The sequence below is a fragment of the Brevundimonas sp. genome, from assembly GCF_029946145.1.
GTDB lineage: Bacteria > Pseudomonadota > Alphaproteobacteria > Caulobacterales > Caulobacteraceae > Brevundimonas.
Window position 1 is genome coordinate 83,664 of record NZ_JAQSDY010000025.1, and the last position, 13,475, is coordinate 97,138.

17 protein-coding genes are annotated in these 13,475 nt (G+C 67.9%); 6 read left to right on the forward strand and 11 right to left on the reverse strand.

Annotated features, from left to right (window positions below; all coding sequences use genetic code 11):
• Positions 1–50: 50 nt before the first annotated feature.
• The 5 genes from PSV23_RS10825 to PSV23_RS10845 all read right to left on the reverse strand — a co-directional run bounded on the left by PSV23_RS10825 (position 51) and on the right by PSV23_RS10845 (position 2,941).
• Positions 51–401 (reverse strand): tRNA-binding protein, encoded by a 351-nt coding sequence (locus tag PSV23_RS10825; protein WP_300468935.1) that lies wholly within the window; start codon positions 399–401, stop codon positions 51–53.
• Positions 401–649 carry an exodeoxyribonuclease VII small subunit gene (locus PSV23_RS10830; protein WP_300468766.1) on the reverse strand — a complete coding sequence of 83 codons (249 nt, stop codon included), beginning with the start codon at positions 647–649 and terminating at the stop codon, positions 401–403. The genes PSV23_RS10825 and PSV23_RS10830 overlap by 1 nt, the downstream gene beginning before the upstream one ends.
• A 55-nt stretch (positions 650–704) precedes the next feature.
• The gene (locus PSV23_RS10835; RefSeq protein WP_300468768.1) at positions 705–1,310 is read right to left on the reverse strand and encodes a peptidylprolyl isomerase; all 606 of its coding nucleotides are present in this window, start codon (positions 1,308–1,310) and stop codon (positions 705–707) included.
• A 16-nt stretch (positions 1,311–1,326) separates the two neighbouring features.
• On the reverse strand, positions 1,327–1,959 hold the full coding sequence (locus PSV23_RS10840) for a histidine phosphatase family protein (protein WP_300468770.1): 633 nt from the start codon (positions 1,957–1,959) through the stop codon (positions 1,327–1,329).
• Positions 1,960–2,020: 61 nt separating this feature from the next.
• Entirely contained in the window at positions 2,021–2,941 is a 921-nt protein-coding gene (locus PSV23_RS10845; protein WP_300468772.1) for a histone deacetylase family protein, read from the reverse strand.
• A 209-nt stretch (positions 2,942–3,150) separates the two neighbouring features.
• Between PSV23_RS10845 and PSV23_RS10850 the strand changes: the two genes are divergently transcribed.
• Genes PSV23_RS10850 through PSV23_RS10865 form a run of 4 tightly spaced genes read left to right on the forward strand, consistent with a single transcriptional unit; the run spans position 3,151 to position 6,262 of the window.
• The gene (locus PSV23_RS10850) at positions 3,151–3,678 is read left to right on the forward strand and encodes a GNAT family N-acetyltransferase (protein WP_300468774.1); all 528 of its coding nucleotides are present in this window, start codon (positions 3,151–3,153) and stop codon (positions 3,676–3,678) included.
• 42 nt (positions 3,679–3,720) lie between these two features.
• Entirely contained in the window at positions 3,721–4,539 is an 819-nt protein-coding gene (locus PSV23_RS10855; RefSeq protein ID WP_300468776.1) for an energy transducer TonB, read from the forward strand.
• A complete protein-coding gene (locus PSV23_RS10860) occupies positions 4,539–5,717 on the forward strand; it encodes a VWA domain-containing protein (protein WP_300468778.1) in 1,179 nt (392 codons plus the stop codon). Before PSV23_RS10855 ends, PSV23_RS10860 begins: the two co-directional genes overlap by 1 nt.
• A 35-nt stretch (positions 5,718–5,752) precedes the next feature.
• A complete protein-coding gene (locus PSV23_RS10865) occupies positions 5,753–6,262 on the forward strand; it encodes a hypothetical protein (protein ID WP_300468780.1) in 510 nt (169 codons plus the stop codon).
• 63 nt (positions 6,263–6,325) lie between these two features.
• On the opposite strand, the gene PSV23_RS10870 is transcribed toward PSV23_RS10865, so the two are convergent.
• The 5 genes from PSV23_RS10870 to PSV23_RS10890 all read right to left on the reverse strand — a co-directional run bounded on the left by PSV23_RS10870 (position 6,326) and on the right by PSV23_RS10890 (position 10,056).
• Complete coding sequence (locus PSV23_RS10870; protein ID WP_300468783.1) at positions 6,326–6,505, reverse strand: CsbD family protein; 180 nt, start codon at positions 6,503–6,505, stop codon at positions 6,326–6,328.
• Between the two features lie 84 nt (positions 6,506–6,589).
• Positions 6,590–7,045, reverse strand: coding sequence for an NUDIX domain-containing protein (locus PSV23_RS10875; RefSeq protein WP_300468785.1), 456 nt, complete (start codon positions 7,043–7,045; stop codon positions 6,590–6,592).
• A gap of 2 nt (positions 7,046–7,047) precedes the next feature.
• Positions 7,048–8,094 carry a sensor histidine kinase gene (locus PSV23_RS10880; RefSeq protein WP_300468787.1) on the reverse strand — a complete coding sequence of 349 codons (1,047 nt, stop codon included), beginning with the start codon at positions 8,092–8,094 and terminating at the stop codon, positions 7,048–7,050.
• A gap of 7 nt (positions 8,095–8,101) precedes the next feature.
• A complete protein-coding gene (locus PSV23_RS10885) occupies positions 8,102–8,527 on the reverse strand; it encodes a response regulator (RefSeq protein ID WP_300468789.1) in 426 nt (141 codons plus the stop codon).
• A complete protein-coding gene (locus PSV23_RS10890) occupies positions 8,527–10,056 on the reverse strand; it encodes a CHASE3 domain-containing protein (protein ID WP_300468791.1) in 1,530 nt (509 codons plus the stop codon). Before PSV23_RS10890 ends, PSV23_RS10885 begins: the two co-directional genes overlap by 1 nt.
• Positions 10,057–10,171: 115 nt before the next feature.
• Between PSV23_RS10890 and PSV23_RS10895 the strand changes: the two genes are divergently transcribed.
• Together PSV23_RS10895 and PSV23_RS10900 are read left to right on the forward strand one after the other, a co-directional pair.
• Positions 10,172–10,882 carry a hypothetical protein gene (locus PSV23_RS10895; RefSeq protein WP_300468793.1) on the forward strand — a complete coding sequence of 237 codons (711 nt, stop codon included), beginning with the start codon at positions 10,172–10,174 and terminating at the stop codon, positions 10,880–10,882.
• A gap of 69 nt (positions 10,883–10,951) precedes the next feature.
• Complete coding sequence (locus tag PSV23_RS10900; RefSeq protein WP_300468795.1) at positions 10,952–11,383, forward strand: endonuclease domain-containing protein; 432 nt, start codon at positions 10,952–10,954, stop codon at positions 11,381–11,383.
• Here the strand turns inward: PSV23_RS10900 and flhA are convergent.
• Positions 11,380–13,473, reverse strand: a complete 2,094-nt coding sequence (gene flhA, locus PSV23_RS10905; RefSeq protein ID WP_300468937.1) for a flagellar biosynthesis protein FlhA — start codon at positions 13,471–13,473, stop codon at positions 11,380–11,382. The genes PSV23_RS10900 and flhA overlap by 4 nt on opposite strands.
• Positions 13,474–13,475: the final 2 nt, after the last annotated feature.

Below are 13,475 nucleotides of genomic sequence, written 5' to 3' on the forward strand. Positions count from 1 at the left end.
GACGCCCTGTTCGGGGGAGTTGGCGGCGTGGGCCTGGGGCGGGTGAAGGGTCAGAACAGCCTCCCCCCGATCTCGACCTCGCGGTCGACGCCGACAAGGACGACCTCGCCCGCGGCGTCCGGGAAGCCCAGCGTCAGGACCTCGGACATGAAGGGGCCGATCTGGCGCGGCGGGAAGTTGACGACGGCGGCGACCTTGCGGCCGACCAGTTCGTCGCGCGTGTAGTGTGTGGTGATCTGGGCCGAGGACTTCTTCACCCCGACGTCGGGGCCGAAGTCGATGGTCAGCTTGTACGCCGGCTTGCGGGCCTCGGGGAACGGATCGGCGGTCAGGACCCGGCCGACGCGGACATCGACCCGCATGAAGTCGTCGAAGGCGATCGGGGCGGCCGGGGCCGGCATCAGTCGAACTCGGCGGGTTCGACGCCTTTCGCCTGGCCATCGGGGCCGACGACGATCTTCTCCACACGCAGCTGGGCGGCTTTCAGGCGGTTCTCGCAATGGGCCTTGAGGCGCGCGCCCTCCTCATAGAGGGCGATCGATTCCTCGAGCGGCGCCTGTCCGGACTCGAGTTTGGACACGATGGCCTCAAGGCGCTGCAGGGCGTCCTCGAAGCTGAGATCGGCGGGAATTTGGGCGGCGTCAGTCATGGCTGCCGACCCTAGAGGCGGCGGCGTTGTGTCTCAAGCGGCGAGCCGACATTACCTACTCCAGGACACGGCGCGCGGAGATGATCCGGATGCGCGGGTCCAGCATCTGGCCGCGCATGAAGCCTTCACCCTCGGTAGGGGATCTGGGGGCGGCGAGGATCTGGCGGACGACGTCCATCCCTTCGACCACCCGGCCGAAGACGGCGAAGCCGGGGTCGCCGGGCGCGGACTTGCCGGCGTCCAGCGAACTGACATCGCCGACGATGATGAAGAAGTCGCCGGTCGCCGTGCCGGGGTCGAAGCGGGCCATGGACAGGGCGCCGTCGGTGTGGCTGAGGCCCGTTTCGCTGGTCGGTTCGTGGGCGATGGGCGGCAGGACCCGTTCCGGCGCGCCGCCGGTCCCGCCCTGGATCAGGCCGGCGGCGGGGCCTAGGACCATGCCGCGGTAGAAGGTCGTCCCGTCGAAGCGGCCCTCGTCGACATAGCGCAGGAAGTTGGCCGAGGTGACAGGCGCGCGTGGATCGGTCTCGGCCAGGATGGTTCCGACGCTGGTCTCGATGGCCACCCGCACGGCGGCGACGGGGGCGGGGTCCCGGGCGGCGGCGAGGGTCGGCGCGAGCGCGAGGCAGAGGGCGAGAGAAAGCAGGGACCGTCGGATCATCGCCGTCTCCTTGCGGTCAATGCTTCTCGTAGCGGCGCTGGGACCAGTATTTGAAGCCCTGGTTGTGGACCAGATCCCAGCCGTCGGCGCGCAGACGCTTGCCGACCATGTGGTTGAAATAGCCGTGGGCGAGGACCAGCACGTCCTGGCCGCTCTCGGCGCGGGCGATCAGGGCCTGGGCGGCCTTTTCGGCGCGGCCCTCGGCCTGGTGACGGGTTTCCTGACCCTCGTGATGATTGAAGGCGTGCCACCAGATGCGGGCGACCACGCCCCAGTATTTGGGCGGCAGCTTGAACCATGACGGAAAATGCGGCGGCGGCAGGGGCGCCTCGATGAACAGGGCGTCCGACATGACCTCGCGGCCGGCGGCGATGGCGACGGCGGTTTCCTGGGCGCGGGGGCGGGTCGAGGCGTAGATGGCGCCCGCGCCCTCGGCCGTGGCCAGCAGTTCGGGCGGCGGGGTCTGGCCGGCGCGCAGGCCGCCGACCTCGTATTTCGCCCACCAGTCGCGGTACTGGTCCGAGGTCAGCAGGCATTTGCGCGACAGGGCCGGCTCGCCGTGGCGGGCCAGGATGATGGCGCCGGGACGCACCGAGACAAGGGCCGCGCGGCGCGGCGGGGGAGTCACGGGAAGCGGCGGGTCTGCCATCAATGAGTCTCGGGCGGGGGCGGGCATGATTTGCGGAGGATAAGCCTTTGGCGAACCGTCCTTATTCCTCCCCCAAGGCCTGAACGTGAGCGACCGCGGAGCGGCCCAGCCCCTCTAGGTCGTAACCGCCCTCGAGCGAGGCCGCAACCTTGCCCCCGCAACACGAACGCGCGACCTCGAGAACGGCGCGGGTCGCCCAGGCGAAATCGTCCGCCTCCAGACTTTGATGGGCCAGCGGATCGCGGCGGTGGGCGTCGAAGCCGGCGGAGATCAGGATCAGGTCCGGACCGAAGGCCTGCAGCGCCGGCATCAGACCGCCGGAGAAGGTCGCCCTCCAGGCCTCGCGGGCCGCATGGGGCGGGACGGGAGCGTTGACGATGTTGCCGACGCCGGTCTCGGACGCCGCGCCCGTGCCCGGATAGAGGGGCGCCTGGTGGATCGAGCCGAGGAAAAGGCTGGCGTCGTTCTCGAAGGCGGCCTGGGTGCCGTTGCCGTGGTGGACGTCGAAATCGATCACGGCGACGCGGGCCATACCCTCGGCCTGGGCCACGCGGGCGGCGACGGCGACATTGGAGAACAGGCAGAAGCCCATGGCCTGGTCCGGCTCGGCGTGGTGGCCGGGCGGGCGGACGGCGGCGAAGGCGCGGGTGATCTCGCCGCGGGCGATGGCCCGGACGGCGTCGACGACGGCGCCGGCGGCCAGGCGGGCGGCGCGGATACTGCCGGGCGACAGGACGGTGTCGGCGTCCAGCTGGTTCAAACCGGCGGCGGGCGAGGCGCTGAGCAGACGGGCGACGTAGGCGGCGGGGTGCAGCCGTTCGAGGTCGGCGACGGCGGCCTCCGTCGCGGCGCGGCGATCGAGGGACAGGCCCGAATCGTCGAGGGCGTCCAGCACGGCCCTCAGCCGCTCGGGGCGTTCGGGATGGCCGAGGCCCGGGCGGTGTTCGATCATGTCCGGATGGGTGAACAGGGCGACGCTCATGATGGGGAGGATAGAGATGTCCGACCTGAACCCCAACCTCCGATCATCCCCGCGAAGGCGGGGACCCAGTGCTTTCGCGGGGCAGACTGCGTGGGACGACGAGCCGCGTAAAACCGGCGGCGCCGATCGCCCAAAGAACTGGGTCCCCGCCTTCGCGGGGATGCACGGAGGGGGTTGAACCCTGAGCCACGATGGCTGAAAGCGGCGGGATGACCAACGCCGTGATCCGCCCCGCTATCGAAGCCGACGCCGAAGCCCTTGGCGTGCTGGGCCGCCAGACCTTCGTCGACACCTTCGTGGACGGGTTCGCCATCCCCTACCCCGCCGATGACCTGAAGGCGTTTCTGGACGCCAGCTTCAGCGCCGACACGATCCGGGCGAAGCTGAAGGAGCCGGGCGCGGCCTGGTGGGTGGCCGAGCGGGACGGCGAGCTGCTGGCCTTCGCCAACACCGGGCCCAACACCCTGCCCCATCCGGACGCGCGGCCCAGCCACGCCGAGCTGCGGCGGCTGTATGTGTCGAAGGCGGCGCAGGGGTTGGGTCTGGGCACGAAACTGCTGACCGTGGCGCTGGACTGGATGGAGGCCAACACCGACGGTTCGCTGTGGATCGGGGTGTGGAGCGGGAATCTGAAGGCGCAGAAGCTGTATGCGGCGTACGGGTTCGGGAAGGCCGGCGAGTACCAGTATCCGGTCGGGCGCTGGCTCGACGACGAGTTCATCTTGCGGCGGGACTGAAACTATAGCTGTCTGCTGGTGGATTAAGCGCGGGGTGATCTGATGGTGATTGCGTTGATGTCGCTGGTCCTTGCGGCCAGCCTCGTCGATCCGACAGGGGTCAGCGATTTTCAGGCGCCGCCGCCAGCCATTGACGAACCAACCGGCGACTTCGAGCCAGCCCGCTGGCTCAATCTGCCTTCCGTCGATGAAGCCATGCCGGGTTTCGCAGCCAATATCGGCATCTCCGGCAGAGTGGGATTGAGCTGCTGGGTAGAGGAGCAAGGTCTCCCCCAGGGATGCGAGGTCGTGAATGCCGCGCCGGAGGGACTGGGTTTCGAGGCGGCGGCCCTGGAGGGCGCCCGCACGGGGGTCTTGCGTCCGGCGATGCTGAATGGCGTTCCCATCCGCCGAACGGTCGCCTTCAACTTCAGATTCTCGGTCGACTCGATCGAGGATTCACCTTGGCAGTCCACGCCATACGAGGGGTCTGATCCGACGCCGACCGCCCTCGCCCTTGCCCGCCAGATTGTCCTCCAGGGCCTGGAGGAATCCATGCGATCTGAAGAGGAGGTTCTGCTGGATGGCCTTGCTCCCGACCGCCGCGAGATTGTCCGGGCCTGGCTCCGGGAGTTGAGACCGCTTGGCGGTGAGGATTTCATCCGCAACCAAACGCTGATGATCGCACGTCTTTCGCCGGAGGCGGAAATGGCGGCATATCTTGCAAATGGCACGCTGCCGTCGTCGCCTCCTCCGACCCCAGAACAGACTGCGGTGGCGACATCAGATATCGGGAGCGCCGACGACGAGGCCATCTGGATCGAAGTGAGAAATCGTTATTGTGCGCGATGGTCTTGCGCCATTCCCGAAATGTCCGACTGATGCTCCTGCCCTTCTTCACCGCCCTGAGAGACGCGCGCGTGCCCGTCTCGATGAAGGAATGGCTCCATCTGATGGAGGCCATGGACAAGGACGTGGCCGGGCGGAAGGTCGATGACTTCTACCACCTGTCGCGGGCGGTGCTGGTCAAGGACGAGAAGCACTACGACCGGTTCGACCAGGTGTTCGGCAAGGTGTTCGCCGGGATCGAGACCGTCGGGGCGGGCGATGAGCCGTCGCTGGACGTGCCCGAGGACTGGCTGAAGCTGCTCAACGAGAAATACCTGACCGACGAGGAGAAGGCGCAGATCGAGGCGCTCGGTGGCTTCGACAAGCTGATGGAGACGCTGAAGCAGCGTCTGGAGGAACAGCAGGGCCGGCACGAGGGCGGCAACAAATGGATCGGCACCGGCGGGACCAGCCCGTTCGGCCACGGCGGGTATAATCCCGAGGGGGTGCGTGTCGGCGGGCCGGGGAAACAGGGCCGCGCCGTCAAGGTGTGGGAGAAACGCGAATACCGGAACCTGGACGACCAGGTCGAGCTGGGCACGCGCAACATCAAGGTCGCCCTGCGCCGTCTTCGCCGGTTCGCGCGGCAGGGGGCGCAGGACGAGCTGGACATGGACGCCACCATCGACGGCACGGCGCGTCAGGGCTGGCTGGACATCCACATGCGGGCCGAGCGGCGCAATACGATCAAGGTGCTGCTGTTCCTCGACATCGGCGGGTCGATGGATGCCCATGTGAAGATGTGCGAGGAGCTGTTCTCGGCCGCGAAGACCGAGTTCAAGCATCTGGAATTCTTCTACTTTCACAACTGCCTCTATGAGGGCGTGTGGAAGGACAACCGGCGTCGGCACGAGCAGAAGATCCCGACCTGGGAGGTGCTGAACAAATACCCCGGCGACTGGCGCGCCATCTTCGTCGGCGACGCCACCATGAGCCCCTATGAGGTCACCATGCCGGGCGGCTCGGTCGAGCACTGGAACGAGGAAGCCGGCGCCGTCTGGATGAAGCGGGCCACGCAGCAGTGGGACAAGGTGGCGTGGCTGAACCCGTCGCCGGAGCGGTACTGGAGCTATTCGGCCTCAGTCGGGATGGTGCGGGAGCTGGTCGATGAGCGGATGTATCCGCTGACGCTGGAAGGCCTGGAGAAGGCGATGCGGGCGCTGGCCAAATAGGTTAGGCTGGTCGGGGTTTCCCGGAGGGTTCAGCCATGCTCGCCATCGTGTTCGCCGTCATGCTGCAACAGGCCGCCCCGATGCCCGCGACGGGCCAGGTCGTGTGGGAGGCCCCGCCGCCGCCGCCGCCCGCCGCGCCGGTCGAGATTCCCGCCATCCCCGACAGCGCCCGAGCCGATCCCTATGGCTATGAACGGGCCGAATGCAGCCCGCTGATCCGCAAGGCCGCGGAGTCGATGGAAGCTTGCCAGGCCCGGGTGCGGACCGCGTTGGCGGCCAATCTGGGGGCCGACCTTCCGCCCGGCCTGGCCCCCGCGGGCGCGCCCGACGAGTGCCGGCTGGCGGCGGCGGGCGATCGCTACGCCCTGCAGTGCGGCGCGCCGGATCGGCCTGTCCGCGCCGCCGTCACGCCGCAGGAACAGACGTGCGAATCCCGCCCGCGGGCCCGGCCGCAGGGCGGCGTGGCCTGGACCGAGGAATGCCGGCCCGCCGACGGCCGGGCGCCGACGCAGGAAGGCCTCAGGATCAAGCTGGGCGGCGATTGACAACCAGACAAGCAAACGCCGCCCGCAATGCGGGCGGCGTCGTTGTCATCGGGCGCGCGAAGTCTACTTGTCGCCGCGGAGGGTGTCCTTCAGACCGCCGACGGCGTTCTGAACCTTGCCCTCGACCTGGTCGGCGCGGCCTTCGGCTTTCAGTTTTTCGTCGCCGGTGACCTTGCCGGCGGCTTCCTTGACCTTGCCGCCCATGTTCTTGGCGGCGCCTTCGATGCGATCGTGATCAGCCATGGGTGTCTCTCCTGACAGGGCGCGGCCGAACTGGCGACGCTTCGTTGGAAAGAGCGGTTCCGGGTCCGGGCCGTTCCGTATGGCTCAGCTGCCATGACGCCGCAGCCACACCGTCACGGCCCAGGCATGGGCGTCGTGGCGCAGTTGGGCCGCGGCCGTGTGCGGATGCAGCCAGACCAGTTCGTGATCGGCCTCGACCTTGACGGCGGGATCGAGCGACAGTTGTTCCGCGATCCAGAAGCCGCCGTGGTTGTTGATCGGCGATCCGTCGGACTTGAGGAAATACTGCGAGGCCTCGGCCACGCGAACCAGGGGCCGGACGGACATCCCCGTCTCCTCGATGAACTCGCGGATCAGGGCCTGCTCCTCGGTTTCGTCACCGTCGACGGCGCCGCCGGGCAGGTCGAAATAGCTGCCCTGGCCACGATCGACGCGGACGCAGGCCAGTTTCGCGTCATGGAACACCAGGCCGAACGCCGTGGGGCGCCAGCGGTAGTCGAGGCCGGGTTCGGCGGTTCCGAACTGAAGGTGGGCGGCCATCGTCAGAGGTCGAAAATCAGGCGGGCGCGCACGCCCTTGTGCGCCTTGTCGAACTCGACCGACGACCTCAGGCCCGAGGCCATGGCCGAAATGATCTTGCCGCCCAGACCGGTGCCCTTGACCGATCCGTCACCCATGCCGGCTCCGTCGTCCTCGACGGTCAGGATGGCCCGTCCGTTCGGACCCTGGGCGAGGCTGACGCGAATCTGGCCCGGATGCTCGGGGGCATAGGCGTATTTCACCGCGTTGGTGACAAGTTCGGTGACCACCACACCGAGCGACACGGCCTGGTCGGTGGAGACGCGCATGGGCGTGGACGTGAGATGGATGGAGCAACCGCCCTCGTTCGGGCACAGGGATTGCGACAACTCGTCGATCAGCCCTTCCAGATATTCGTCCATGGCGACCGAAGACATGTCGCCGGACGTGTAGAGCCGGCGGTGGACGTGCGCCACGGCCTCGATCCGGGCCTGGGATTCCTTCAGGGCGGCGCGGGCGCCCTCGTCGACCAGATGCCGCAGCTGCAGCGACATGAAGCTGGACACCAGTTGCAGGGAATTGCCGACACGGTGGTTGACCTCGCGCAGCATGGCCTCGGCGCGGTCGCGGGCGAGGCGGACCTGTTCCTGGGCCTCGTCGTTCTCGCGCTGCAGCCGGCGGCGCGACACCGCCTCCTCCAGAGCGTTGCGCAGCAGCGCCGTGAAGTCCTCGGACACGTCCTTGATGACATAGTCGGCGGCGCCGGCGCGCAGGGCGGCGACAGCGATGCGGCCCTCCTGGGCCCCGGTGACATAGACGACGGGCGGCGGGTTCGGGAGGGCGATGATCTCGGGCAGGACGTCCAGACCCTCCCGGCCCGGCATGTAGTGGTCCAGGGCGACAACGTCGAAATCGGCGGCGCGGGCGGCGAGAATCTCCAGACCCGAGTCTCCATCGGAGGCGCAGGCGACGGCGAAGCCGTGGCGGCCCAGCTCCTTTTCGACCAGCCGCGACAGGCCGCGGTCGTCATCGATATAGAGCAGGCGTATGACCTGTCCTTCGGTCCTCAATGTGCGCTCACTCGATGTCCGGGGCCTGCATGACCGACAGGAACAGGCCCAGCTGGCGGATGGCCCCCGCGAAGCTTTCGTAGTCGACCGGCTTGGTGATGTAGACGTTGCAACCCAGGTCGTAGCAGCGCTGGATCTCGGTCTTGTCGTCGGTGGTGGTCAGGACCACGACCGGGGCGCGGCGCAGGCGTTCGTCCTTCTTGACCCGCTCGAGAATGTCGGTGCCCGACATGTCCGGCAGGTTCAGGTCCAGCAGGATCAGCATCGGCCCGTTCAGCCGCACCTCCTCGCTGAACAGATACTCCATGGCCGAGCCGCCATCGGCGAAATGGGCGATGTCGTTGGCGATATTGGCGCGCCGGATGTTCTTTTCGATCAGCTTGGCGTGACCGAGATCGTCCTCGACCATCACGATCTTCACGGCATTGCTCATCAGTACTCTCCGGCGTCCGCGAGGACGAGGCGTGTGGGGAATTTCAGTATGAATGTCGAGCCCTTTCCAAGCTCTGACTCTACGGTGATGTCGCCTCCCAGGCGGCGCACGCTGTTGCGCACGAAGGCCAGGCCGAGACCTTCGCCCGCCCGGTCCTGCTTACCGGAACGGCGGAACAGTTCGAAGATGCGTTCGTGATCACGGTCGGAAATGCCGCGCCCGTTGTCGGCGATACGGTAGACGACCCAGCCGTCGCCGGTCTCCCGGCCCGAGACATGAATGCGGCCCGGCCGGGCCGGGTCGAGGTATTTCACGGCGTTGTCGATCAGATTGCCCAGCACCTGCTCCATCGACAACCGGTCGCTTTCGACCGAGGGCAGGGGTTCGACGACGATCTGGGCGTCCGAGGTCTCGGTCTGGTGCCGGACGCTGTCGGCCACGCCCCGGGCCATGGCGGTCATGTCGAGCAGCTCGGGGACCAGGTTGCGGCGCCCTTCGCGCGAGAGCTTGAGGATGGCGTTGATCAGCCGGTCCATCTTCCCGGTCGAGGCGCGGATGAAGCCGATGGCCTCGGGCAGGTCCTCGCGCACCGCGGTCAGGGCGTCCTGTTCGACCAGTTTGGGAGCCCGGGTTTCGACCGCCGTCATCTGACGGTCGATGATCCTGCCGGCCTGCTCCAGTTCCGAGGTGAACCCCATGACGTTGACCAGGGGGGCGCGGAGATCGTGGCTGACGATATAGGCGAAGCGCTGGATCTCGTCGTTGGCGCGGGTCAGTTCGAAGGTGCGATCGCGGACCTTGGTCTCGAGCCCGGCGTTCATGGCGTCCAGGGCGGCCCGGGCCTGCTGGATGTCGAGCACATAGCGCCGGATCAGCCAGCCGCTGACGCCGGCCAGCGCCAGGATCAGCAGGGCGGCGACGGCATTGACGAGAACCGTCGCGCCGGCGGCCCACTCGGTCTGGCGGGTGGCGAACTGAAGGCGGGTCTCCTGCACCTCGTCGATCGCGGCGGTTTCGGCGCGCACCTGGTCCATCAGGCGCTTGCCCGACCCGCTGCGGATGATCTCGACCCCGTCCTCGATACGGCCCATGCGCCCCAGGGCGATGGTGCGGTCGATGATGTCGAGCCGTTGCTGGGACAGGCCGCGCAGACGCTCGACGCGCGGCGACAGGTCCGGATCACCCGCCGTCAGCCGCGCCAGCTCGTCCAGACGCTCGGGCAGCCGCGTCAGGCTGTTGGTGTAGGGTTCGAGATAGTTGGGCCGCCCCGTCAGCAGGAAGCCGCGCTGCCCCGTTTCAGCGTCGATTGACAGGCTCATGACTTCGAGCGCGGCCAGTCGGATGCGCTGGCCGCGCTCGACGTTGTCGTTGAAGTCGCTTGTCCGCTGCAACATCACGAAGACGCCGACATTGACGACCAGCAGCAGGCCGATGGCGCCCGTCAGCAGCGCCACCACGGACCGGCTGAGCGACGGCGTGCGCAGGAAGCGGCCAAGGGCCAGAAGCGTGGGACGCAGCGCCGGTATCATCGGACGCGAGCATTAGCGGCGCGTTCGGCCCTGTCCAGTCGCGTCCCGGGAGAAACCCTGCCCGCTCCGGCGATTTAGGGTAAAGGTGCGTCCGTCAGGATCGGGGGAGAGTGGCATGGTGTGGTGGTGGTGGATCGTTCCGGCGGTCGTCGGGCTGATCGGGGCCGTCCTGTTGATCAAGGGCCTGGGCGCCCTGTTCAGGGGGCGCATCTTCAGCGGCTTCCTGGTCGGCGCCGGCGGCGCGGGCTTCATGGCGGCGGCGGTCATCGCCTCGCTGCTGGCTCTCGACATCCAGACCTATGGCCGGCTGACCTATGAGCGGCCGGTGGCCACGATCCAGACCCGCCAGCTGGGACCGCAGTTTTTCGAGGCGACGGTGATCCAGCCCGACCGGGGCGAACACGCGCCGGCGGCGACCAATCTGTATCCCCTGCATGGCGACGAGTGGCGCATCGAGGCCCAGGTGCTGAAGTGGAAACCGTGGGCCAATGTCCTGGGGCTGGACGCACAGTACCGGCTGGACCGGCTGTCAGGGCGGTACGCCTCGATCGAGCAGGAGATCAACGCCGAACGCAGCGTTCATCCGCTGTCGGGCGGCGACACGTCCCTCACCTGGCTGCCGTGGAAGATCAGCACCTGGGACACGGCGCGGCGCTATCGACGGTACGTTGACGCGGTCGACACCCTCTACGGCGGCGGCGCCTATATGCCGATGGCCGACGGCGCGAAATACGAGGTCTGGATCACCCAGTCCGGTCTGGTCGCACGCCCCGTGAACGACGCGGCGCGCACGGCGTCGTCTGGCGGCTGGACCGAGGTTTCGTAATACGCTCTCCTCCCCACTTGTGGGGAGGTGGCGCGGCGGCGCAGCCGACGTGACGGAGGGGGCGACGCAGTGGCTGACGGAAAGAGCTACGAACGCGCCAAAGCTTTCCGCAAGGCGCTGACGCCACCGGAAGCCCGGCTGTGGTTGCACCTGAAAGAGCGCAAGCTGCGGGCCCTGCGGTTCAGAAAGCAGCATCCGATCGGGCCGAACATTCTCGACTTCTTCTGCGCCGAGGCCGCGCTGGCTGTCGAAGTGGATGGTTCGGGTCACGAACACCCTGAGCAGGCCGTGCATGACCGGCGGCGGACGGTGTGGCTCAACGCGCGGGGCATTCGCGTTGTTCGGATCGCGGCGCGTGATGTTCTGGGTGAACTGGAAGGCGTGCTCGGCTTCATCGCCCAGGTTTGCGAGGAACGACTGCCGTCGGAGTCGCCCCCTCCGTCACGGCGGCTGCGCCGCCGCGCCACCTCCCCATCTGACGATGGGGAGGAGATTGGCTAGACCGTTCCGATCGTCCGCAGCCGCGCCCGCGGGTGAACCTCGTTCTGGCTCATGACCACCGTCTGGCCGCGGAAGCGTTCGATGATCGAGCGGACATAGGGGCGGATCTGCGGGCCGGTCAGGAGGACGGCGGTCTCGCCGGCCATGGCGGCGCGTTCGAACACGTCGCGGACGGCGCGGATGAAGTCCTGGAGCCGTGACGGGGCCATGGCCAGCTGGCGGTCCTCGCCCTGACCGACGAGGGCGTCGGCGAAGGCGGCCTCCCATTCCGGCGACAGGGTGACGATCGGCAGGGCGCCGTCGTCGCCCTTGTGCTGCCAGCACAGCTGACGGGCCAGGCGGCCGCGGACGTGTTCGACCAGGGTGGTGACGCTGGAGGTGTGCGGCGCGGCCTCGGCCAGGCCTTCGAGGATGGCGCCCAGATCGCGGATCGAGACCTTTTCGCGCAGCAGGGTCTGGAGCACGCGCTGAAGCGTGGTCACGGTGACGACCGAGGGGATCAGTTCGTCGACCAGCTTCTTCTCTTCGGTCCCCAGCTCCTTCAGCAGCTTCTGCACCTCGGCGTAGGAGAGCAGGTCGGCCATGTTCTCCTTGAGGATCTCGGTCAGGTGGGTCGTCAGCACCGTCGAGGGATCGACGATGGTGTAGCCGCGGAAGGTCGCTTCCTCGCGCAGGCTTTCGTCGATCCAGGTCGCGGGCAGGCCGAAGGCGGGCTCCTTGGTGTGTTCGCCCGGCAGTTCGACCTGACGTCCGGCGGGGTCCATGGCCATCAGGGAGCCGAGACGGACCTCGCCCTGCCCGGCCTCCATCTCCTTGATGCGGATGGCGTAGCCCTGGGTGCCCAGGCGCATGTTGTCGAGAATGCGGACCGACGGCATGACGAAGCCGTACTCCTGCGCCAGCGAGCGACGCAGGGCGCGGACCTGATCGGTCAGGCGGCGCCCCTCCAGATCGTTGATCAGGGACAGCAGGGAATAGCCCAGCTCGATCTTGACCTCGTCGATGGTCAGGGCGGTGCCGATCGGCTCCTCGACCTCTTCGCGGGGCCCCGAGGCGGTGGCGGCCATCTCGGCCTCGGTGGGCTTGGGCTTCAGCCGTTCGCGGCCCAGTTTCCAGGCCATGAAGCCCGTGCCGAGGGCCAGGGCGGCGAAGGGCAGCAGGGGCATGCCCGGGATCAGGCCGATCAGGGCCGAGGCGCCGGAGACGACGCCGAGGCTGACGGGGTTTGTGGCCAGCTGGGCGACCAGGGCCTTGTCGGCCGTGCCCTCGACGCCCGCCTTGGACACCAGGAAGCCGGCGGCGATGGAGATGACGATGGCCGGCACCTGGGTCACCAGACCGTCGCCGATGGTCAGGGCGACATAGGTGTCGGCCGCCTCGCCGATCGGCAGTCCGTGCTGGATCGTGCCGATCAGGATGCCGCCGATGGCGTTGATGAAGACGATGATCAGGCCGGCGACGGCGTCGCCGCGGACGAATTTCGAGGCGCCGTCCATGGCCCCGAAGAAGGTCGATTCCTGCTCCAGCTCCTTGCGGCGCAGCTTGGCCTGGTCCTCGGTGATCAGGCCGGACGACAGATCGGCGTCGATCGCCATCTGCTTGCCCGGCATGGAGTCGAGGGTGAAGCGGGCCGAGACCTCGGCGATCCGGGTCGAGCCCTTGGTGATGACGACGAAATTCACCACCAGGATAATGGCGAAGATGATGATGCCGATGATGAAGCTGCCGCCCATCATCAGGGCGCCGAACGACTCGATCACCTGACCGGCCGCGCCGTGGCCTTCGTGGCCATGGGTCAGGACCAGTCGGGTCGAGGCCAGGTTGAGGCCCAGCCGGAACAGGGTGGTGACCAGCAGCACCGTCGGGAAGATGGCGAAGTCCAGCGGCCGCTTCATCATCACGGCGGTCATCAGGATCAGCACGGACGAAACCAGCGAGATCGCCAGCAGCAGGTCCAGCAGGAATTTCGGCACCGGCAGGATCAGCAGCAGGATCACGCCGATGACGCCGATGGCCATGGCCACCTCGCCGCGCGCGACCCAGCCCATCATGTCGCGGCCGGTCGGACGGGCGTAGCCGTCCTTCATCATCA

Coding starts and splice junctions, on each gene's coding strand:
- PSV23_RS10865 (WP_300468780.1), top strand. CDS start 5,753: ATGCTCGCCATCGTGTTCGCCGTCATGCTGCAACAGGCCGCCCCGATG.
- PSV23_RS10875 (WP_300468785.1), bottom strand. CDS start 7,045: ATGGCCGCCCACCTTCAGTTCGGAACCGCCGAACCCGGCCTCGACTAC.
- PSV23_RS10870 (WP_300468783.1), bottom strand. CDS start 6,505: ATGGCTGATCACGATCGCATCGAAGGCGCCGCCAAGAACATGGGCGGC.
- PSV23_RS10855 (WP_300468776.1), top strand. CDS start 3,721: ATGGTGATTGCGTTGATGTCGCTGGTCCTTGCGGCCAGCCTCGTCGAT.
- PSV23_RS10885 (WP_300468789.1), bottom strand. CDS start 8,527: ATGAGCAATGCCGTGAAGATCGTGATGGTCGAGGACGATCTCGGTCAC.
- PSV23_RS10845 (WP_300468772.1), bottom strand. CDS start 2,941: ATGAGCGTCGCCCTGTTCACCCATCCGGACATGATCGAACACCGCCCG.
- PSV23_RS10850 (WP_300468774.1), top strand. CDS start 3,151: ATGACCAACGCCGTGATCCGCCCCGCTATCGAAGCCGACGCCGAAGCC.
- PSV23_RS10895 (WP_300468793.1), top strand. CDS start 10,172: ATGGTGTGGTGGTGGTGGATCGTTCCGGCGGTCGTCGGGCTGATCGGG.
- flhA (WP_300468937.1), bottom strand. CDS start 13,473: ATGATGAAGGACGGCTACGCCCGTCCGACCGGCCGCGACATGATGGGC.
- PSV23_RS10860 (WP_300468778.1), top strand. CDS start 4,539: ATGCTCCTGCCCTTCTTCACCGCCCTGAGAGACGCGCGCGTGCCCGTC.
- PSV23_RS10830 (WP_300468766.1), bottom strand. CDS start 649: ATGACTGACGCCGCCCAAATTCCCGCCGATCTCAGCTTCGAGGACGCC.
- PSV23_RS10890 (WP_300468791.1), bottom strand. CDS start 10,056: ATGATACCGGCGCTGCGTCCCACGCTTCTGGCCCTTGGCCGCTTCCTG.
- PSV23_RS10825 (WP_300468935.1), bottom strand. CDS start 401: ATGCCGGCCCCGGCCGCCCCGATCGCCTTCGACGACTTCATGCGGGTC.
- PSV23_RS10840 (WP_300468770.1), bottom strand. CDS start 1,959: ATGGCAGACCCGCCGCTTCCCGTGACTCCCCCGCCGCGCCGCGCGGCC.
- PSV23_RS10835 (WP_300468768.1), bottom strand. CDS start 1,310: ATGATCCGACGGTCCCTGCTTTCTCTCGCCCTCTGCCTCGCGCTCGCG.